Source organism: Endozoicomonas sp. PH6C (assembly GCF_059322965.1).
In genome coordinates, this window is record NZ_CP185342.1 from 4,912,201 (window position 1) to 4,933,866 (window position 21,666).

Annotated in this window: 14 protein-coding genes and 1 tRNA gene (1 of these 15 only partly in view); 5 read left to right on the forward strand and 10 right to left on the reverse strand. The window is 49.3% G+C overall.

From position 1 onward, the window contains the following. A protein-coding gene (locus ACOMG9_RS18165; protein WP_494529215.1) for an anthrax toxin-like adenylyl cyclase domain-containing protein crosses the window boundary here: on the reverse strand, positions 1-4,020 show its 5' end (the start). 25,791 nt of this gene lie to the left of the window's left edge; 4,020 of the gene's 29,811 nt are visible here — the first part of the coding sequence; the start codon lies at positions 4,018-4,020; the stop codon falls past the left edge of the window. A 282-nt stretch (positions 4,021-4,302) separates the two neighbouring features. On the opposite strand from ACOMG9_RS18165, the gene ACOMG9_RS18170 reads away from it, so the two are divergent. Continuing rightward, on the forward strand, positions 4,303-6,360 hold the full coding sequence (locus ACOMG9_RS18170) for a hypothetical protein (protein ID WP_494529216.1): 2,058 nt from the start codon (positions 4,303-4,305) through the stop codon (positions 6,358-6,360). 321 nt (positions 6,361-6,681) lie between these two features. On the opposite strand, the gene ACOMG9_RS18175 is transcribed toward ACOMG9_RS18170, so the two are convergent. Further along, on the reverse strand, positions 6,682-7,398 hold the full coding sequence (locus ACOMG9_RS18175) for an HIRAN domain-containing protein (protein ID WP_448217935.1): 717 nt from the start codon (positions 7,396-7,398) through the stop codon (positions 6,682-6,684). Continuing rightward, positions 7,385-8,392, reverse strand: a complete 1,008-nt coding sequence (locus ACOMG9_RS18180) for a HipA domain-containing protein (RefSeq protein ID WP_494529217.1) — start codon at positions 8,390-8,392, stop codon at positions 7,385-7,387. The genes ACOMG9_RS18175 and ACOMG9_RS18180 overlap by 14 nt, the downstream gene beginning before the upstream one ends. A 215-nt stretch (positions 8,393-8,607) precedes the next feature. On the opposite strand from ACOMG9_RS18180, the gene ACOMG9_RS18185 reads away from it, so the two are divergent. Then, positions 8,608-8,802: a hypothetical protein gene (locus tag ACOMG9_RS18185; RefSeq protein WP_448218656.1), complete on the forward strand. Its 195-nt coding sequence runs from the start codon at positions 8,608-8,610 to the stop codon at positions 8,800-8,802. A 261-nt stretch (positions 8,803-9,063) separates the two neighbouring features. Here ACOMG9_RS18185 and ACOMG9_RS18190 read toward each other — a convergent pair whose 3' ends face one another. Beyond that, positions 9,064-10,452 carry a hypothetical protein gene (locus ACOMG9_RS18190; protein WP_448217937.1) on the reverse strand — a complete coding sequence of 463 codons (1,389 nt, stop codon included), beginning with the start codon at positions 10,450-10,452 and terminating at the stop codon, positions 9,064-9,066. A 207-nt stretch (positions 10,453-10,659) separates the two neighbouring features. After that, positions 10,660-11,943 carry a hypothetical protein gene (locus ACOMG9_RS18195; RefSeq protein WP_448217938.1) on the reverse strand — a complete coding sequence of 428 codons (1,284 nt, stop codon included), beginning with the start codon at positions 11,941-11,943 and terminating at the stop codon, positions 10,660-10,662. A 422-nt stretch (positions 11,944-12,365) separates the two neighbouring features. On the opposite strand from ACOMG9_RS18195, the gene ACOMG9_RS18200 reads away from it, so the two are divergent. After that, positions 12,366-13,040, forward strand: coding sequence for a cysteine peptidase family C39 domain-containing protein (locus ACOMG9_RS18200; protein ID WP_448217939.1), 675 nt, complete (start codon positions 12,366-12,368; stop codon positions 13,038-13,040). Between the two features lie 405 nt (positions 13,041-13,445). Here ACOMG9_RS18200 and ACOMG9_RS18205 read toward each other — a convergent pair whose 3' ends face one another. Next, the gene (locus tag ACOMG9_RS18205; RefSeq protein ID WP_448217940.1) at positions 13,446-14,729 is read right to left on the reverse strand and encodes a hypothetical protein; all 1,284 of its coding nucleotides are present in this window, start codon (positions 14,727-14,729) and stop codon (positions 13,446-13,448) included. A 373-nt stretch (positions 14,730-15,102) separates the two neighbouring features. On the opposite strand from ACOMG9_RS18205, the gene ACOMG9_RS18210 reads away from it, so the two are divergent. Together ACOMG9_RS18210 and ACOMG9_RS18215 are read left to right on the forward strand one after the other, a co-directional pair. Beyond that, on the forward strand, positions 15,103-17,250 hold the full coding sequence (locus ACOMG9_RS18210; RefSeq protein WP_448217941.1) for a type I secretion system permease/ATPase: 2,148 nt from the start codon (positions 15,103-15,105) through the stop codon (positions 17,248-17,250). A 4-nt stretch (positions 17,251-17,254) separates the two neighbouring features. Further along, positions 17,255-18,679 (forward strand): HlyD family type I secretion periplasmic adaptor subunit, encoded by a 1,425-nt coding sequence (locus tag ACOMG9_RS18215; RefSeq protein WP_448217942.1) that lies wholly within the window; start codon positions 17,255-17,257, stop codon positions 18,677-18,679. Positions 18,680-18,756: 77 nt separating this feature from the next. Here ACOMG9_RS18215 and ACOMG9_RS18220 read toward each other — a convergent pair whose 3' ends face one another. The 4 genes from ACOMG9_RS18220 to lolB all read right to left on the reverse strand — a co-directional run bounded on the left by ACOMG9_RS18220 (position 18,757) and on the right by lolB (position 21,646). Beyond that, positions 18,757-19,698, reverse strand: coding sequence for a ribose-phosphate pyrophosphokinase (locus ACOMG9_RS18220; RefSeq protein WP_317145524.1), 942 nt, complete (start codon positions 19,696-19,698; stop codon positions 18,757-18,759). Between the two features lie 219 nt (positions 19,699-19,917). Then, positions 19,918-19,992, reverse strand: a tRNA-Gln gene (locus tag ACOMG9_RS18225). A gap of 40 nt (positions 19,993-20,032) precedes the next feature. After that, a complete protein-coding gene (ispE, locus tag ACOMG9_RS18230) occupies positions 20,033-20,917 on the reverse strand; it encodes a 4-(cytidine 5'-diphospho)-2-C-methyl-D-erythritol kinase (RefSeq protein WP_422138680.1) in 885 nt (294 codons plus the stop codon). A gap of 81 nt (positions 20,918-20,998) precedes the next feature. Continuing rightward, positions 20,999-21,646, reverse strand: a complete 648-nt coding sequence (gene lolB, locus ACOMG9_RS18235; protein WP_422134833.1) for a lipoprotein insertase outer membrane protein LolB — start codon at positions 21,644-21,646, stop codon at positions 20,999-21,001. Between the last annotated feature and the right edge of the window lie 20 nt (positions 21,647-21,666).

Genomic DNA, 21,666 nt, shown 5'->3' on the forward strand with positions numbered 1-21,666 from the left:
ACGGGAGCCATCGTCATTGACTTCAGCCATGACCATCAGGGGACGGAAAGCATTATATTCCGGATGCCCAATGCCATAGTCTTCACTTTTATACTCGACTTTCCAGAGGTCATTGGACTGCTCGGTCAAACGATACTGAAACACCACCGGGCGCTCACCGGCTCTGCCATCACTGGATTCAATGGAACGAGTTACCGTTGCCAGATAACTGCCATCCTCCAGTTTCGTCAGCGAACCCAGCTTGCCCTGTTCCAGCCGACGCTCAATGGCGCTCCAGTCCAGTTGCAGCTGAACGGCGGCCATGCCCGGCAAGTGGGTTGAATGGACATTCTGGTAGTCCCCCTTTTCGATCTGCGACCGATGTTCCAGACCGCCTTTGCCAAAGACCTTGGACAAAGCGGAATCGAAGGGAATCAATCCCGCCTGTATTCCCCAGTCCGCACTTTTGCCCTTGACACTTAAACCTTTTGTGGCAATTTTGATACCGTCACCCAGACCATGATTGAGCAGGTCGGAGGCATCTGGATTAATGGGCCTGATGGCAATCAGTGCCTGGTTTTTCCGGGCAATTTCCCTGAATCCTTCCCAAAGGGCTTGCGGTACACCAGAAGCTGCAAAAGCCTGGTCACCCTGGATCAGCTTTCCCGCCCACTGCTCCAGGGAGACCGGACGTACTTCCGACGGTTCCGGCTCCTGGGGCGCGCGACGCTGTCTGTCACTTTGCCGGAGACTCTCGGCTATCGGGTCATGGCGTGAGAATTCAAGGATGGCACCCGTCGGGTAATCCTGGAGCAGGGTAAAATATCGGGTGCGGGTCAACTGAAACCATTGGCCTGAAGCATTCACCAGAACTTCGCGCTCGCCGCTGTGATCCCAACCTTCAGCCTTCGCCTGACTGATTTGTAAATCGGCGATTTCCTGTTGCTGTTTGATGGCCGTGGCAATCACTTGAAAGCGATAGCTCCAACCCTGGTACAGAAAAAGACGACGATCGCCTGCTAAGTCATTGCCGGGGAGTTGTCGGTAAAGCAGCGTATTCAGAGCTGAGAATGAAGCCTGAGGTAAAATCTGGTTTTGTATAAGAGCCGCCAGTGACTCCGCAACAAAATGGAGTCTGGATTGGCGTGCCAACGGCGACACAGCCTTAGTGTCATCCTTAGTAACAAAATGGAGTCTGGATTGACGTGCCAGCGGCGACACAGCCTGAGTGTCATCCATAATAGCGTCGGGAGCAGGCGTCAACTCCCCAATCGGCTGACAACCTGTTGCATCGCGGTGAAAGATGCTGAAATCCTTCCAGAACGCCTCCGGTTGCAGTCGCTCATAAATGACCATGGACAAATAATGAAGGAGAATCAAGCTACCCCGGTCGCTGGTTGGAGCCAGTTCTGCCAGAGCGGTGGACTGAAACGGGGAAAGATCAGAGTCCAGGAAGCTGCCACCCAGAACCAGCTTGACCCCCTCGTTGGTAAAATAGAGTCCATTTTTTACCCAGGGACTCAGAGACACCAGCACCGTAAAACGGTCAGTCATGTCATCCGGTAAGCCGGAATAACCAAGCCATTGGGTAAATGCCAGATTGACGTCCCTTTCGATCTGGCGAATGTCCCTGGATGATAAAAAGTACTCAGACTGGCTGCTGCGATCTGCCGTCACGGTATCCAGCAGCAACTGAATAGTCAGTTTGCCTTTGTTTATCAACTTACTGAATACATAACCGCTTTCATTATCATATCCAAGCTCACGCAAAACCTTATGATAATGCTCTCTGGTGAGGTCAATGGCTCGGGAAATATCATTGCGTGGAAGAACTTCCGTTTCTCCCGGGGCAAAATCTGAGGACTGGATTTTCCAGTGCCCCCCGGGGGTTCTGTAACAGGCCCAGTGCTGTCCATTCCCCTGCTGCCATAGCAACTTTCCACGATCATCAACAGCAGCGACCCAGGGCTGGCCAAGATCATCAATCTGGGTCAGCTCCCGGGCCACTTCCAGAGTATTCAATCTCGCCTGCCCTTCTGGCAGGGCGGCCAGCACCTCCCGGAAAAATCCGACAATGCGCTCATTACCCAATGCGGGATCGGCAAGACAGTAGATCTTTATTCGGTGGCTGGACTGACGCAGCCATTGGCTGGCAAGACCGGCCGCCAGGTCTGACCCGGAAAAGCCTGATAAACGACCATCTGCTGTCAATCGGCCAACCAAAACCAACAGCCCAGATGATGGCGGCTCAGTAAAAAAATCCAGGGCATGATCAGCATCCGGGGAAAGCGCTGACAGCCGCTGTGTCGCCTGAGGGTAACTGCGATGGAGGAATCCGGCGATGGCCTGAATGTCGTCATCCTGACCCAGAGGAAGAACATATTGCTTCAGCTTGCTGTTGTTCTTTTCAAGATGAAATGACAGGCTGTTTTGCTGTGGATCTACCGCCAGAGCCAGGTGTTCTTCGGTGGACAAAGTCCCCCAGCTGGCCAGCTGTTTCCCTACCGGGTGCTGCTCCGGGGGCACGGGCTGTTCGCCCAGCGATTGAATATAGTCGGTCATCGCCTCCCTGAGCAACTCATCGCCATTGAGAAACAGGTTAAGGCTTTCATCCCCGCGCAGCAGTCCCAACCGGTAAGTACCAATGCGGGCCAGATGCAGGGGAAAACCCTGATCCTTCGCCGCATCCAGCTGGCTGAAATAAAACCGTCGGGTCTCCTGCCAGTTGTAGGGTTCAGCTCCCCCCAGGGCATTGTCTAAAAACCGGTACCTTTTTACCATCAAAGCCAACACCCGTTGTGCGACAGGCGACTCCTTACCGGCGGCCATCATGCTGGCGGACAGACGCCCACGGGATTGTCCGGCCTGAACAGTACCGGGAATCAAACCCGTCTGGTTAATTGACCGAAAGGGTTGCCGGGTCTCTCTGGCTGCCGCCAGCAGTTGCTGACGAACCCCCGGCCTGAGATCATCCAGCAGCTTGAGGCTGTCAATGTAGCCACTGCGAAGCGGTTGCCGGAGTTTGTCCAGGCGGTGAGGGAAGTCGTCCGGATGGCTCTCCAGAATCGCCTGGACAATAGCGGCTTCCAGCATTTCCTCTGGCAGGCCATCCAGTTCAATCCCCGTTAACCAATCCCGATTGATGCCGGGCAGGCTATCTGGCCTGACAATAAAGCCACCCGCACTGAACAGGATCTGAAAACGGGCCAGATTTTCCGCTCCGTTAATATTTCCTCGCAGCAGCTCATTGAAGTAATCACTGGTCAGAATGTTCCCTTCTGGCCACAGTGACGCAATATCCCGAACGTTAATCCGGTTCCCATGGTCACTTAACCGGCTCAACTCTTCCCTGGCATAGAGAATCTGCTGATTAAAACGCGCCTTCTCAACGGCCAGTTCTTTGGCAGAAGCATTGGTATAGGAAACCAGAAAACCCTGCACAGCCCGGTCAATGGAAGCCCCCTTATCGTAACTATTGAGAACATGACTGACGGCACGGCGCTGGGTATCGATTATTCGACGGATCAGTTGTCCGGCAAATGGCTCAAGGTCCCGGGCATTGGCAACATCGGCGTGCGCCCACTCTATGATGTATTTTCGCATCAGAGAAGCCAGAGAAACCCTGTAGTCCTGCCAGAGATGGATTTGATAATCGGGGTTAGCCCTGATCCAGGCTTTCAAATAATCCAGGCCAACCCTGTCCAGTGGCTGGAGCAATAACAGGTGAATGGTTTTGGGGGGTTCTTCAAGGGTGCGGTTGAGAAAAGCCTGAACGGGAGATAACACTGAGGCTACCCAGTCTTTCTTAAAGGGTTCCTGCTGCAGGTACTCCTTCGCCCTGGTTTCTATCTGGCTGGCAGCCAGCCAGCCTTTAGCGGAATTTTTCTCCTGGATGGCATCGAAAACGCTATAACTCTCCATTAACTTGCGGTAATGAAACGTTTTGCGATCTTCCAGGGAAAGCCCGTTGTCGGCCATTTCCAGAAACTGGCTGAAATCAGGCTCTGATACTTGAGGACGTTTAGCATTCTTACCAGACATTTTTGAAAACCCTTTGTGACAGCCTTTTTGCGTTTTCGTGATAAGGATTGCCATGCTGAAAAAGACAAAATATATACGGCAATAGGCTTATTTTTATGAGTTACCCGGGTTGATATGAATCTCTGCTATCATTCCCGAGGGTCAGGGACCTTTGCCTGACGCTATGTAATCCTAGTATTACAACAACCTTATTGGTGATTGATTACAGTACAACAGGGTTTAATTTGCCAGCCGATGTGTTTTATTTTCTGGCTGATGACATGATTCAGGGGGATGTTGCCTATGAACTACCGAACTCGTCGTATCTATCGAAAAGACCGCGATACGAATCAAGTCTGCGCTGACCCTCTAGTGTTTTTAATTATGAGATCTGAAAATATAAGAACAAAGACGTCTTTCCCCATCTTTGCTCTTATGTTCACTGCTATTGCATGGATTGCCAACTCCGCTGCTGCAGAAGAAACCCGGCAACATCGCCTGCTATTAATGAATTCCAGCGGGCTGGCTGCCAGGGAGGAAACCTTGAATATCTATGAGGGTTCTGTTTCGTTCTATAACACTTCCCATATTCTGCTGACTGTTAATAATGCTACTGATTCCAGATCTCGCTTTTTAGTTGATTTCAATAACCTTAACGTTGTTCAAAAATGGTCAGATGTTCTTGCCACTTCACCTCCCGAGCAAGACTCTCTCTTCAGCGAGCCGTTAGCCGAATACCTGGGGCAAAAAGCAGGCTCTGTGGTTCCTGTGCCACAGTCAAACCTGACATATATTGCGGCTCTGAATGACATACAGGAAGGCAACAATGGTATAGCCATGATGAGCTCGCTGATTAAAGTGGACAAAGACTGGCAGGAGAATCAATGGCGGAATCGCACTCTCGCTTCATCTTCAGACATTCCGGCTCTGAAAGACATTGTTAGTATGACACTGTCACCGGATGGACAGTTCCTTGCAGTAGTCGCTGCCGAAACCCAAACCCTGCTGATTTTTCGATACGACCAGGGACAATTGCATCTGATGCAATCAGTCTCCAACCCGGAAGATCTTGAGAAAGTTGACAGCTGGTTTGGAGTGCACGATGTAACCATTGCCAGACTACCCCGTGACTCCATCACCGCCTTTATTGCCTCTACCGACCGGTTCGTCCATCTGGTGGTTTTAAACAAGGAAGATCAGTGGGAAACTCAGGAGGCTCAACTTATTGGCCTTCGAAACGTGCCTCAGGCACTCACCAGCATAGCCACCAGCCCGGATGGCAGAAAAATAGCCGTGATTGGCAGACGAGGTAGCCTCCATACCCTGAAACTCATCTCTCCCCCTTTATTCGCAGAATGGCAGGATCCTCCCGAATATGACTACGATGAATCCAATATGGAAAATAACCAGTTCGTAGTAGGGCTTATGAATGTGACGGACCCTAATCAGTCAGACAACGAGGATTATTCTCAATTAATCGTCAGGGTTGACTGTGAAGGCCATGAAGGCAATTGCCCATTCATTTGGCAAAACAAAAGTTTAGTGGTCAACCCAGAGAGTGATACCCCTTTGAGTAAAAAGAGCGGTGGTTGGGCACTCTCAGAAAGATGGCCCCTGACGGTAACAGCAACTAACCCACACAAGCAGTTCAGTCAAATACGAACAGTGGTCAGCGTAAAACCAGCCGATTACACCTCCCGATTACTGAAACGGGTGTTCGCTGGTCTGTTGCCATCGCTGGGCGTAGCAGGCCTGGGTGGATACGGCCTGATTAAATGTTACAGATCAAGGATGAGAACCTATGAACTCAATCAAGAAGATCCATCCGACGATAACACAGAAAATACCTCTGATCGCCCTGAAAGCAATGATCAACCAGCTCCGCCAGCCGGTTTAATGGTTCACTTTGATCCTGAATCAAATGGATTAACCCAAACGCTGGTGCACCCGGCACCAGGTGATACAGGCTCCAGTTTAAGCTTATCCCTGTCTTGGCCTGCCCCTGAAGTTATAGATATGACCACTGCAGATGCTCCTGAAGTTATAGATACGACTACTGCAGATGCCCCTGATGTTATGAATACGACTTCTGCAGATCCTCTTGAAGTTATGAATACAACCACTGCAGATGCCTCTGAAGCTACAAATACGACCACTGCAGATGCCCCTGAAGCTACAAATACGACCACTGCAGATGCCTGTGTAGATCGCGCATATGGATATGGGGAGCCAACTATTCCACATCATGCTCTCAGAATACCGAAGGGTCCTGGAAACACATACCCTAACCAACGAGGACTGCAAATTTATTTTAAATACTTTGGTGTTGATATCAAAAATAACAAAACAAAAGAGCACTGATCTCGTGTGGTGCCCGACTTTAGCCTTTAAAGCAGGTACTTTCTTCTGGCTATGTGCAAACGCAATTCGAAGAGAGAGTTAAACAGATGGCTCAGCCAAAGTTAGCTTTACACAGAATTTTAAGCACCGGTGTGGTCAGGCAAATGTAAATGGGACCATTATGAAAAACATACTGGTGGCTATTGCACCTGAACATGAACTGGCCCAAACCACCCAACAGCAACTGGCAACGGCCATGGTCGAAGAAACTATTGGCTGACAGGCAAGAGAGCCATTGGGGAAAGTAGAATCTGGCAGGGAGTCCCGCCAGAGCAAACAGGATCAGTGCGTTATGACACCAACAGAAGTGAAGATATAGATCAGAGGCCGGTCAGCTGTTCCGTTTTTCCGCATAATACTGCCAGTAATATTATGACCGGCATTCAGCAACCGGTGGAACAAACTCAGGCGTCCACGATCAACATAGCCCAGCTTACGGCCATCCATTTCAATACGAATAGCCTGGTTGTCATAACCATTGTCAGGCTCAGCTACGAACTGCACCGGTGCATCAATAGCGATGTCGTCCGGGGTTACCTCAGCCTCATGCCTAAAGCCAGCCACTTCAGTGATAAACTCAAAGGGCTGTACAGCATTATCAAACGGATGAACCAGTTCAAAACCGTCATCAGGAAGTCGTGCCCCTGCATAACCCAGCAAGGCAAAATCACTGATTTCAGCATCAGGGTTCAACCCTCTCAGCTCCATATACCGATAAAAATCACTGCGGCTGCGGGGAGGAAGCCTTCTGACAAAAGCCTCCAGCACTTTGTCATCAAACTCTTTTCCCCCTTCTTTCAGGCGAAAGGCAGGGTGTCCTGAAAAGCCATGCTGACGGGCTCGCTCAAAATCTTCTGTGTCCTTGAAGTAATTCAGAACGACCTTGTCTTCCTTGCGCACCAGTTCGCCTACAACATAACGTGAACGATCCTTACTTTCCTGTGCCTGCCAGGACAGCAATAAGCGATCAGGCTCTATCAGGTGCTCAATGTACCTCATTTCCAATTTTCTCCAGATGTTCGAGCAGAATACGTTTTCTTAGAATAGTTAACTGGTATACAAAATCTGCTCTTTCAATAGACAGCGGCGATTTTATGTCAAAGGACGTTAATTCGCTAAGGGTCTTTTCCAGAGCTTCTTCTTCCCAGCTAAGGCTGTCAACTAACAGCGGTATAATGGCTGGATATTTTACACAGATGCGATAAACACCTTCTATAAGTGGTAGTCGGCCATCTTCTGAAAGGCTCCATTTCATATGGTGCCTGCCTTTTCGGATGTAAGCGCGTAGTCCGTTTTCGTCGGTTGAAAACTGACGGATTTTTTTCTCAAATAGTTCGTGCCCAAGACTGGTACCATTGTCGAAAAACGGAGTGAGTCTTGCCGTACCCATCTTGTCGTTCCAGATCACCCCCCAGTTTTCCTGATGACGATCTGTATTCCCGATCAAGGCATCGTAACAGAAGCATAAGCCCCAATACTCCTGCCAGCTATGGCAAAGAATTTTGTGCTGCGAGAGTGCTCTTGAAAACTTAATAACTGAATCCAGATTATGTAGCCGCGCCTTTTCCCGGTCAAAGCCATCAATCATCGACTGCATATGGTCGCCACCGGGGGTAAACCGTTCCTCAGTGTCAGAGTTATAACCCAAAAACCATTCAATAATAGAACCCGGTTCACCCGTTTCTGAGTTCACAGCAACAAAAGTGGGAGGAACAGTTAGCTTCATTAATCGCCCAACTTTAAAGGCAATAATTTCCGCCCAGTACTGATCTGGATGCCTTGGCTTCCTGGAGTCTTTGGCGCTTTTTATAGCTTCTTTAAACAGGTATCTGTGATTCGGTAAACAAAAATCATATGGGGCTGCTGGCGGGCATACTCTCAAACTCTTATCTCTGGCTCCAACAGGAAATACTTCATAGTCTTCATGCACTGGCCACTGAGCAATATCAACAATCTGGTCATTGGACTGGTGAATGTTTTCACGATCAATCAACTGAAAATACCATTGAAAAATGTCTGCTAATCGTGAGTGTACTTGTAGTGATTGAAAAAATCCCTCTCAGTTCAAACGAAATGTCATTTAATGACATTGTGGAGCATTGTCCAGGCTGTTTGATGGTATGCAAGAAGCGGATCAGGCACCCTATCGGCAAAATACGGGGTTAGGAATGGTCGTACTTTGCCTCCTGGCTACGAAGCCTCAATTATCTGAGAAATGTCTGTGCTCACCACAGCCGACTCTGGAACCGGAATATTATTGACCAGGCAAAACTAACACCCATTGGAGAGGTTGCGGTACTTGACCAGTTCAGAGGCAAAGAGCAAGCTCTGGCTCGCCCTTTCTTTCTGTTTTGCGTTATTCAACATTTGCTGACAACTATTAACCCGACGTCAACCTGGTGATCAAGACTTAGTGAACATCTACTGAACGACTTTCCAGACCTACAAGCCATTGGCCTGAATCTGAAAGGCATAGGAACCATTGATGGCTGGGAACACTGGGGAAAACACGATATTCAGGGCAATAAAAAACCCCTTAGCGATTTCCCTGCGAGCAGTTTTACCGAAAGGGGCCGCGTTATTGGTGATCTTAGCCGACCTAAGGGCCAAGTCAATACGCAATTTAAAAATCGGGCGAGTATTCTAAAGCCAACAAAAAGTGAATCACCAGCATCGCAAAATAGCAACAGCGTTAAACAACGTGGTAAGAAGCGGCACCATCGAAGCGACCAGCAATGGTGAAGACGATTCAAGGGGCAGACCCGCCTGATGAATCCTCAGGAGATGGACGGAACGATCAAAGCGATTGCCGAACACCAGCAGGCCACTGCTGAAGTCAAAGGTAATTCGGTTTCCTGGCCAACCGTCACTTCCCTGGCGACTGGTCAGAGTTGTTTGATAACAGAGGCTACCATTGTCAAACCGAACAACGTGCAAGCCCCGCTCGCCAGCAATCAAAAAAGTATTATTGTCGTATTGCCGGATTTCATCCAGTTTTCCCAAGTCTGGCCAGCTTGACTCGATGGTATTCTCGACGCCTTCCCCGTCCGATGAAAAAATGGCATTCTCACACGCACTTAACGAGCAAACCTGTTGGGTCGTTGCCTGCTTGCCGGTAGCGGTTTGGCATTGATGGGAATACAGTCGACAACCAAGGGCCTGATAGGAATAGTGAGCAGGACCAGTGCCAGTGAATTGATTAACAACCTCAGGAGGGCATAAAACTATCTCTCCACCCCTATGGATAACCAACAAGTGTGCATCTGCGAAGATGACCCCTACAGGTTGGTCAATAACAACCTCATCAATAGCCGGTGTCAGTATGGTGACAGGCCGCCAGTCTTCAGCCGATTGCTCAAAGCAGGCTAGCTGGTTGTCAAACGCCCAACTGACACACAATTGCGTGCTGTCCTTATTGAAACTGGCAGAGGAGCAGCCCTGGCGAAAAAGATAGTGACTTTGTCCACCAAAGCGTTGGAATGATCCCGTTTGACAGTTTTTTTCCTGCTGATAAACCCGCAACTCACCCATGAGCAGGGAGCAAGCGGCAAGCCATTTGCCATCTGGACTCACCCCTAGAGATGAAACACCAGCAAACGCCACTAAAGGGCCCGTGGTCAGCTGTCCCTGTTCCCAACTGAAGCTGCCAATACTTCCTCCCTCTTGACCCGAGTCGCTGGATACATAGAAACAGTTTTTATTTTTAACCAGACTTCGATGTTGTCTTGAGTTGGATGATATCTGGGTCGTCGTTTGCACAACACACTGGTCAGAATCCTCTGAACATTGGAACGCAAGACAAAGCCCCCTGTCATTAATAACAACCACTATCACATTGTTTTTTTTGGCAAATAATGCAATGCCCGCAGGCGCACCAAACCATTGAGTCTCATTTGCAAACTGGTAGGTTTCACGCAACAACACATTATCAATCAATGTCAGTCCAAACCCGAGAGAAGGCATCCCAAGAACAAGAAAAATTACGGTACAGCAGGCGCGGCCCACGAGAGCCGCAAAGCAGGCAGAAACTTTACGTACAATATCAGTATTCAAGTTGACACCCTTTCAAACTACGGAATTTACGCCCATTCGATAAAGTAGCACGCTTAATTGAGAGTCTGCCTGCAAAAGAACGTTTAGTACGCCATTTCAATGAGGCTGCTGCCTGCTGCATCGGATTACTTGTGGGTTTTCGGGCAGGCACTAAATACAAAGTGCGGTAATAAGTCAGCCCATGAGTCAGCAGTTTTATTGAATCTGTCAGTTAAACAGAGTCGAGAGATAATCCAGGGGCGCATAGAACTTTTTCCACTGAGTCCAGCCGGTCTCTGAAAGGCTTTGTTCCAGTGGATAGCCATAAACAGCGTAGTTTGAAAGACTATTGATAACAGCGAAAGTCAACGCAGGCACCAAAGTAACACCGGCTGTGATAAAGGGGTTGTCTGAGGTTATCTTCGAACGGTCCAGCATAAGCAAAACTCCGAATCCGCTCAGGGTTATGACAGAGGCTGCGACCATCACTCCTTTTTCGGGTTCGACTTTGGCTTCAGCTGCAGCTCCCATTCCGGCTACGGATCCGACTAAAGCTCCGTCTAAAGCGAAGACCCCGGATAGAGATGGATCTATGGATTGAGCTAAGGTTCCAGTTTCGATTATTTCGATTATCTTTACGGCCAGGCCTCCGGCTAAGACCACGGCTGAGGTTGCGGCTGCGTACATGCGTCCGGGTACGCCTCGGGCCCGGACTGCGGCTATGTGTGTGGCGTCGGCTGCTCCAATCCCAGTCTTTGTCTGTCCGTCCACATCCATTATTGACCCTGGAATAATTCCCGAGAGGGCACCTGCAATCGCTGCGCTGACAACAGAAGCAAGAATAATCCCTTTTGTTGAACTGAAGCCATTATGAATCATAGCTTTGTAGGCGACACCGCCTGCAATAACCACACTAAGCGCAGATAATATTGCGTCTTCCCAAGCCCCATACCATTCAGTTCTAATATCCCTTACGCTCATTTTTCTTAGCATTAACACCCACGTAGTGCTGGCTAAAGTTCTTGATACCGCTTCTGACGCAAAGTAGGTAAAGACCGCGACAGGTACGAACTCCCTTGTTTGGGAAACGACGGCAGCTGCCATTCCTGCACCAGCAAAATACAGAGGTTTCCACCAGAACCCCATGGGCCAGGGAGACACATGCCCGGCCAGCGCCACTTCAGCGGCAGTCGCCACGGGAGCCAGTTGCAAACAGACATCCGTTTTCAGCGCCTCCAGCTCCTTTGTATCCGATGCCGCCGGGTCATATTTGCCTGAAAGCCCGGAGACTATTCCCGGCGTTTTACACACACCCCACCAGATACCCAGATTGAGCAGGGTAGACAAAGAGAGCCCGGCAATACTTTCCGTTAACTCAAGCCCGTTTTCCACCAATGCGCTGTCATTAAAGGGCTTAAGAAAATCAAAATCATTTTGTGAGGGGGGGCTGGCCTGTGCCGTCGAATAAAACAAACACAAAAGTAACGGAAACAGGTTGAATGTTTTTTTCATGATGATTTCCCAGATACAGTGACTGAACAGGGAATATAGATCCTAAATGGAGTTATGGATGGAAATATCTTTAACTAGTGCAGCCAAGCTCTGATATCCGTACACTCCTCGTTACCACGCACCAGATTATCAATGGCGCCCAAACTCCGTTCACCCTGAGCGGAGTCGAAGGGTGGTTGGCACGGTCTTTGTTAGTTCAGAGTCCGCATCCTTCGACTCCGCTCAGGATGAACGAGGGGGGGGCTGTATGGATATCAAGGCTTAGCTGCACTAGTTTTTGTGATACGCAAAAAATTTGTAACGGAACCAGCGGAGATGTCTACACTGTGAGACTCAACTGAACAGCTGCAACGTATGACAGGATTGCATCTTAAGGTTAAAGCGTCGTTTAGCAACACAAATCAGGACTAAGGATATTGCCAATGGGCACTACAGATGCTGATACCGAGCCATCTGCCGGGAGTGGCTTGTTTTGCTTTTTGTTGATGATGCAATACCTGAAGAAAACCATTGACATTAATGTCATTAAACATGAGTTCTGCCCCGAGGGAGATGACCTGACCCCACTGACGATGCTCAGGGCTCTCAAGCAACTCAAACTAAGAGCCAGACAAGTCAGAATCAGGCGGCAGCGATTAACTAAAATACACTGCCCGTTTATTGCCATAGACAAAAACGAGCAGTTTTTCATTATTGCCGCCATCAGCGATGGCAAAGCATTGATTCAACGGGAGGGAATGAGACCTGAGTCAGTTTCTTTGGATAAACTCTGGAGTCATTGGCATGGCCAGGCCATTTTAATTACTGATCGAAGTATTCTGCCAGGCAAAAATCAACACTTCGATATCAGCTGGTTTATACCGGCTATTGTCAAGTTTCGAAAACTGTTCAGGGACATATTGGTTGCTTCTTTTTTCATGCAGCTATTTGCCCTGCTGACGCCACTTGTTTTTCAGGTGGTGATGGACAAAGTGCTGGTTCACCGGGCAGAAATGACGCTGAATGTACTGGTTATCGCCCTGCTGGCCATTTCCCTGTTCGAGGTTACGCTGGATGGCTTGAGAACCTACTATCACATTGTTTTTTTTGGCAAATAATGCAATGCCCGCAGGCGCACCAAACCATTGAGTCTCATTTGCAAACTGGTAGGTTTCACGCAACAACACATTATCAATCAATGTCAGTCCAAACCCGAGAGAAGGCATCCCAAGAACAAGAAAAATTACGGTACAGCAGGCGCGGCCCACGAGAGCCGCAAAGCAGGCAGAAACTTTACGTACAATATCAGTATTCAAGTTGACACCCTTTCAAACTACGGAATTTACGCCCATTCGATAAAGTAGCACGCTTAATTGAGAGTCTGCCTGCAAAAGAACGTTTAGTACGCCATTTCAATGAGGCTGCTGCCTGCTGCATCGGATTACTTGTGGGTTTTCGGGCAGGCACTAAATACAAAGTGCGGTAATAAGTCAGCCCATGAGTCAGCAGTTTTATTGAATCTGTCAGTTAAACAGAGTCGAGAGATAATCCAGGGGCGCATAGAACTTTTTCCACTGAGTCCAGCCGGTCTCTGAAAGGCTTTGTTCCAGTGGATAGCCATAAACAGCGTAGTTTGAAAGACTATTGATAACAGCGAAAGTCAACGCAGGCACCAAAGTAACACTGGCTGTGATAAAGGGGTTGTCTGAGGTTATCTTCGAACGGTCCAGCATAAGCAAAACTCCGAATCCGCTCAGGGTTATGACAAAGGCTCCGACCATCACTCCTTTTTCGGGTTCGACTTTGGCTTCAGCTGCAGCTCCCATTCCGGCTACGGATCCGACTAAAGCTCCGCCTAAAGCAAAAACCCCGGATAGAGATGGATCTATGGATTGAGCTAAGGTTCCAGTTTCGATTATTTCGATTATCTTTACGGCCAGGCCTCCGGCTAAGACCAAGACTGAGGTTGCGTCTGCGTACATGCGTCCGGGTACGCCTCGGGCCCGGACTGCGGCTATGTGTGTGGCGTCGGCTGCTCCAATCCCAGTCATTGTCTGTCCGTCCACATCCATTATTGACCCTGGAATAATTCCCGAGAGGGCCCCTGCAATCGCTGCGCTGACAACAGAAGCAAGAATAATCCCTTTTGTTGAACTGAAGCCATTATGAATCATAGCTTTGTAGGCGACACCGCCTGCAATAACCACACTAAGCGCAGATAATATTGCGTCTTCCCAAGCCCCATACCATTCAGTTCTAATATCCCTTACGCTCATTTTTCTTAGCATTAACACCCACGTAGTGCTGGCTAAAGTTCTTGATACCGCTTCTGACGCAAAGTAGGTAAAGACCGCGACAGGTACGAACTCCCTTGTTTGGGAAACGACGGCAGCTGCCATTCCTGCACCGGCAAAATACAGAGGTTTCCACCAGAACTCCATGGGCCAGGGAGACACATGCCCGGCCAGCGCCACTTCAGCGGCAGTCGCCACGGGAGCCAGTTGCAAACAGAAATCCGTTTTCAGCGCCTCCAGCTCCTTTGTATCCGATGCCGCCGGGTCATATTTGCCTGAAAGCCCGGAGACTATTCCCGGCGTTTTGCACACACCCCACCAGATACCCAGATTGATCAGGGTAGACAAAGAGAGCCCGGCAATACTTTCCGTTAACTCAAGCCCGTTTTCCACCAATGCGCTGTCATTAAAGGGCTTAAGAAAATCAAAATCATTTTGTGAGGGGGGGCTGGCCTGTGCCGTCGAATAAAACAAACACAAAAGTAACGGAAACAGGTTGAATGTTTTTTTCATGATGATTTCCCAGATACAGTGACTGAACAGGGAATATAGATCCTAAATGGAGTTATGGATGGAAATATCCGGGCTAGTGCAGCCAAGCTCTGATATCCGTACACTCCTCGTTACCACGCACCAGATTATCAATGGTGCCCAAACTCCGTTCACCCTGAGCGCCCTTCGACTCCGCTCAGGATGAACGTGGATTGTTCACATCAAACTCATTGAAGGGACGTACCAATTTTGTGATACGCAAAAAATTTGTAACGTAACCAGCGGAGATGTCTACACTGTGAGACTCAACTGAACAGCTGTAACGTATTACGGGATTGCACCTTCAGGTTAAAGCGTCGTTTGGCAACACAAATCAGGACTAAGGATTTTTCCAATGAGCACTACAGATGCTGATACCGAGCCATCTGCCGGAAGTGGCTTGTTTTGCTTTTTGTTGATGATGCAATACCTGAAGAAAACCATCGACATCAGCGTCATCAAACATGAGTTCTGCCCCGAGGGAGAAGACCTGACCCCACTGACGATGCTCAGGGCTCTCAAACAACTCAAACTAAGAGCCAGACAAGTCAGAATCAGGCGACAGCGATTAACTAAAATACACTGTCCGTTTATTGCCATAGACAAAAACGAGCAGTTTTTCATTATTGCTGCCGTCAGTGATGGTAAAGCATTAATTCAACGGGAAGGAATGAGACCAGAGTCCATTTCTTTAGATGAGCTCTGGAGTCGTTGGGGTGGCCAGGCCATTTTAATGACTGATCGAAGTGTTCTGCCAGACAACAATCAGCACTTTGATATCAGCTGGTTTATACCGGCTATTGTCAAGTTTCGAAAACTGTTCAGGGACATATTGGTTGCTTCTTTTTTCATGCAGCTATTTGCCCTGCTGACGCCACTTGTTTTTCAGGTGGTGATGGACAAAGTGCTGGTTCACCGGGCAGAAATGACGCTGAATGTACTGGTTGTAGCGCTGCTGGCTATTTCCCTGTTTGAGGTTATGCTGGATGGCTTGAGAACCTATGTTTTTTCACATACCACCAACCGGGTTGATGTTGAACTGGGTACCCGGTTATTCCGGCACCTGCTGAAACTTCCTGTTGCTTTCTTTCAGAGTCGACCAGTGGGTCAGGTTGTGGCTCGTGTGCGTGAGCTGGAAAATGTGCGTAATTTCCTCACCAGCAGCGCTCTCACCCTGGTCATAGACCTGTTTTTCAGTTTGTTGTTTATTGTTGTCATGTTCTTCTATTCCAGTCGGCTGGCCTGGATCGTGATTGGCTCAATTCCGATCTATATTATCATTTCTATTTTGATTACTCCCCGCCTGCGCCAGAGAACCGAGGAATTGTTTCACCGCAGTGCCATCAACCAGGCATTTTTGACCGAAACCCTGACCGGTGTAGAGACCCTTAAATCCATGGCCATCGAACCCCAGATGCGCCAGCGCTGGGAAAATCAGCTGGCCGGTTTTGCTCAGGCTTCTTTTCGCTCGGTGGTGACTGGCATGTACGGCAGTCAGTCGGTGCAGCTGGTGAGCAAGCTGGTCACCGCTCTGTTGATGTGGCAAGGATCTCTGGAGGTCATTCACGGGCATATGACGGTAGGCGAACTGATCGCCTTCAATATGATTTCAGGACAGATTTCTGCCCCCATCCTGAGGCTAGCTCAGCTCTGGCAGGACTTTCAGCAATTTCGCATTGCCATCGACCGCCTCGGTGACATCATCAATGCTCCTACCGAACCCCAGAGTCATTTAAGTCAATCCTCACCTCCGGTAATGAAAGGAGCCATCAGGCTTGAGAATGTTGTTTTTCGCTACAGCCCTGCGAACCCCGCAGTACTGAACCGCATTGACCTGGACATTCCTGCAGGACAGGTGATCGGCATTGCTGGCCGTTCAGGCTCTGGTAAGTCAACGCTGACCAAGCTGATCCAGCGGCTCTTCATACCAGAAAGTGGCAAGGTTTATATTGATGGTGCCAACCTTTCACTATTAAACCCAGCCTGGATCCGACGCCAGATTGGTGTCGTCCTTCAGGACAGCGTGCTCTTTAATGGCACCATTCGAGACAATATTGCTCTTGGGAATCCAACCCTGGATATGGAGTCGGTCATCGCTTCAGCCCAACTGGCCGGAGCTCATGATTTCATTATCGAAATGCCCCATGGCTACAATTCTGAGCTGGGTGAGCGCGGCGCAGGGCTGTCCGGCGGTCAGCTTCAACGCCTGGCCATAGCAAGAGCACTGGCCACCCAGCCCAATATCCTGATTTTTGATGAAGCGACATCGGCTCTGGATTATGAGTCAGAAAAAATTATTCAGGACAACATGCGGGCTATCAGCAAAGGCCGCACCGTCATCATCATCGCCCATCGACTCTCAACTATCCGTCGTTGTGATCGGATTATAGTGATCGAAAAAGGGGTTATTGAAGAAGATGGCAGCCATGATGAGCTGGTTCAACAGCAGGGACGCTATGCCCAGCTGTGGTCTTCACAAATTGATGTAACACAAAGAGTTTAAACAATTGGGACGCATTCTCACGCTGATCAGAGACAGCCTGCACCATGAGAAAAAACATCCTCGGGTCAGGCGCAAAAAAGATGAGCTGGAGTTTCTGCCGGCCGCTGTTGAAATTCTCGAATCACCACCGTCACCGTTCGCTCATGTCCTGATGTTGCTGATTTGTGCCCTGCTGACCTTTGTTTTGCTCTGGAGCTGGTTCAGCTTTATTGACACCGAAGTCACCGCCAACGGCAGAATAATACCAGTGGGCAAGGTCAAGGAAGTACAATCACTGATTGCTGGCCGAGTGGATACCATCTATGTCACAGAAGGTGAGCATGTTTATAAAAACCAATTACTGATCAAACTGAACCCCACCGAGCCAGAAGCTGATATTCGCCAGATTGAAGCCATGTTGCTGCAAAACCAACTCAATGTCAGGCGATTGCAATTGTTGCTTGAATCGGCAACGGAAACGCCTCTGGCGCCACCTCCCAACCTGCAGCAATGGATTAGCCAGGCTAAGCTGCCGCTCTCGGGAAAGCCAAGCCCTGACCAGTGGTTTCGCCAGCAACAGTTACTGGATTATGACTACCAGCATTATCAGAGCAGCAATCAATCCGTAGTGCAGCAAATCGATCAGCGTCGGGCAAAGGTTATGGCGATTCAGGCCGAAATTGACCGACTGCAGATACTTAACCCCCTGCATCTGGAAAATGAAAAAGCGACCCGGCAATTATTAGACAAAGGTCTTGTGTCACGACTGGAGTGGCTGGCCACCAGGGAAAAACAGCTGGATACCAGCCAGCAGCTGCAGGTCCAACAGAGTCGCCAGAATGAAGCAAAGGCAGAGCTGGCAGCGCTTGTCAGTGAAAAAGAAAGTAGACAAAAAGCATTTCGTCATGAACGCATGGAAAAACTTAATGAGTTCAGTGATAAGATCACTGAACTACAAAACAACATTATCAAAGCCAGGGAACACAACCAGAATTGTTATATCCGGGCACCGGAAGACGGTACGATACAACAATTTTCGGCGCTGGGTTACGGCTCGGTGATCCAGCCGGCTGTGACTTTGATGTCGTTGGTTCCGGACAAAGCGGAGCTGCAGGCCGAAGTTATGGTGGAAAACAAGGACATCGGTTTTGTGAAGGCGCAGATGGCGGCCGATATCAAAATAGAAACGTTTCCCTATACATTTTTTGGCTATTTACACGGCGTAGTTGAGCTGGTTTCCAAAGATGCCCGGAACCAGGGCGAGCAGGGATTGATGTATCCGGTATACATCCGATTGAACCAGCAATTTGTCAATGTTAACGGTCAGAATGAACCTTTGCATGTAGATATGATGGTCTCTGCCGAGGTGAAAACCGGTAGACGCCGACTGCTGGCATTTTTTCTGGAACCATTCTTGCGCTACCGTGATGAAGCACTGAATGTCCGTTGAACTGGCTCCCACGCTAGGAGCCTTGCGATACCCTCACCTGGGCGAGGGCTTACTGCGCTTTTGCCAATTCCCTGAAATTACTGGAACATCGCACTGATGGATTCAGCGTTACTGATTCTGCGAACAGACTCAGCCAGCAGAGGCGACATATCCAGTTGGCGAATCCGACCCAAAGCCTGGGCAGCGGGGCTCAGAGGAATCGTGTTGGTCACTACCAGTTCGTCCAGCTCGGAGTTAGCCACATTTTCCAGAGCACGGCCAGACAGAACAGGATGAGTACAGTAGGCAATCACCTTGGTAGCGCCTTTGGACTTCAGCGCAGCTGCAGCAGCGCACAGGGTACCGGCCGTGTCGACCATATCATCGACCAGCACAGAGGTACGGCCGCTAACATCACCGATAATGTTCATTACTTCAGATTTATTGGCTTCAGGGCGACGCTTGTCGATGATCGCCAGATCGGTATTCAGGCGCTTAGCCACAGCACGGGCACGAACTACACCACCGTGATCGGGTGATACCACCATCAGGTTCTCGTAACCCTGACGCTCCATATCATCCAGCAGAATAGGAGAACCGTAAACGTTGTCCACAGGAATGTCGAAGAAGCCCTGAATCTGGTCAGCGTGCAGGTCGACTGTCAGGACACGATCCACACCCACTCCGGCAATCATGTCAGCGACGACTTTGGCACTGATTGGTACACGGGAAGAGCGCGGACGACGATCCTGACGAGCGTAACCAAAGTAAGGCAGCACCGCTGTGATGCGAACCGCAGAGGAGCGACGCATGGCGTCTGCCATAACCAACAACTCCATCAGGTTGTCGTTGGTAGGGGCGCAGGTGGACTGGATGATAAAAACATCACGACCACGGACGTTTTCCTGAATTTCTACTGCAATTTCGCCGTCACTGAAACGGCCAACATAGGCCTTGCCCAGGGGAATATGCAGGTGATTGACAACCTTGTGCACCAGCTCCGGATTTGAGTTGCCGGCAAACACCATCATTTTGGACACGGATAAATACCTTGCTCTGGTCGTAGTCGTGGGTGGATGTAGCTCTTCACCAAAGGAGCTGACCGCCCATCGCCGACAGCAATGAGCGTCACATCCTGTTTTTGTCTGCCTGGATTGGAACCATTACCATCGAATGTTTCGAAGGTGAATGTTTTGTCCTGAGCGTTACGTCTCATAAAACAGTGGAGAGAGCTATCTGTAAGATAGGATTCTAAACAGTGGCTGGGGTGGAGGGATTCGAACCCCCGCATGGCAGGATCAAAACCTGCTGCCTTACCGCTTGGCGACACCCCAGTAACATAATTTACAGTCACTGTAAGCTGGATAATGGAGTTTAATTCACACATGATCGCAGTTGACTGATCGAGTTGTGAAGCGGAGATGTATTGACACCACTGGCAACGAAACCATCAACGTCAGAGTCGATTTCTGCCAGAGTCGCTTCCGCCTCTTTACGACTGGCAAACGGCATAAACACACAGGCACCCGAACCGCTCATCATGGCCTGCCCCACGCTCGAATTTCCGGAATTATCCAACAGCACTAAACATTTATCAACTTCCGGATAAAGCCTTCGAACCAATGGCTGAAAGTCATTGGTCAGCTCATTTCCATGCAGCCGGTTCAATGCGGCGGAAACTTTAATGGGACGAGTATCTCTTGTCAATTCCTGATGACGGAACATTTCGGTAGTGTTGACATGGCAGTCAGGTTTGAGAACCAGGTACCAATTTTCTTCAGGACTGACAGGAGTAAGCTTCTCGCCAACCCCCTCAGCAAAAGCAGCATGACCCCGAACAAATACCGGAACATCAGCTCCCAATTTCAGTCCCAGCTCTGCCAGTGTGTCTTCGTCCAGTCCCAACCCCCACAATAGATTCAGACCATGGAGTGTTGTGGCCGCATCGGAGCTGCCGCCCCCAATTCCACCGCCCATGGGCAGACGTTTAAGGAGCGTAATTCTGACGCCTTTTTCACAGCCTGTATGAGTTTGTAAAAGACGGGCAGCCTTGAGAACGAGATTGTCATCAGCGACCAGCTCTGGAAGGTTACAATCCAGTAATAACTCGTCATGATTTTCGAAGGTCAGCTCATCGGCAAAATCCAAAAACTGGAAAACGGTCTGGAGCTGATGATAACCATCTTCTCGACGTCCGATTATGTGCAAGAAAAGATTTAGCTTGGCCGGAGCAGGCAAAACCAGAGTTGAAGACGACATCAACGAACCATCCTGAAATTGCGATCATGAACTATCAAGCAACTTCTGCCCGATAGCAGAAGAGAAATTAAAGATGAAAGCCTATTTTAGCTGCCATCTTCTGGCAAACAGAGTTGCCTGCACCTCACCCTGTCGGACTTTTATCCTGACAGGCAAGGTTATTCCGGAGAAGTCCTCGTACTGCAAATATTCAACCTGCCACCCCTGCTGTGTAATCAGCACAGGATAACCCTGATTATTTAACCGGATAGTGGCTCTGGTATCAGGACTGGGCAGCCCCATGACCCAATATCGCAGCAGACTGACAGGTAAATCCCAACCGGTCAGCTCAAACAGCAATTTCTCAGGACTCTGGCCTGGATAACGCTTACCTGAGGCTTCCAGTTCTACTGAGCCCGGTTGACCATTAATTTTTGCCACTGTCTGTCCCAGGGGACCATCCAGATAGATAAGATAGTTCTCTTTACTCTGTTGCCATTCCAGAGATAAGGTTCCGGAGTCTCCAGGGACTCTCAACCCCAGTCGCCCTGTCAAGTGCCAATAATCCAGTTCTGAGAGCTGCTGTTGATGAGCTTTCCACAATGACTGACGCTGAGCTTCTGAAAGCCCTTTTTCCGGTTTGGGAGCCGTGGCGCAACCAGAGAGAAGCAGGGCAAAAATCACAAGAATAGACAGTTTTGTTGTTAATGAAGAGTCAGTCAGGTATGAAGTTGAAAACGGTATCTGCATACAACTTGCCAGTTTTTGCG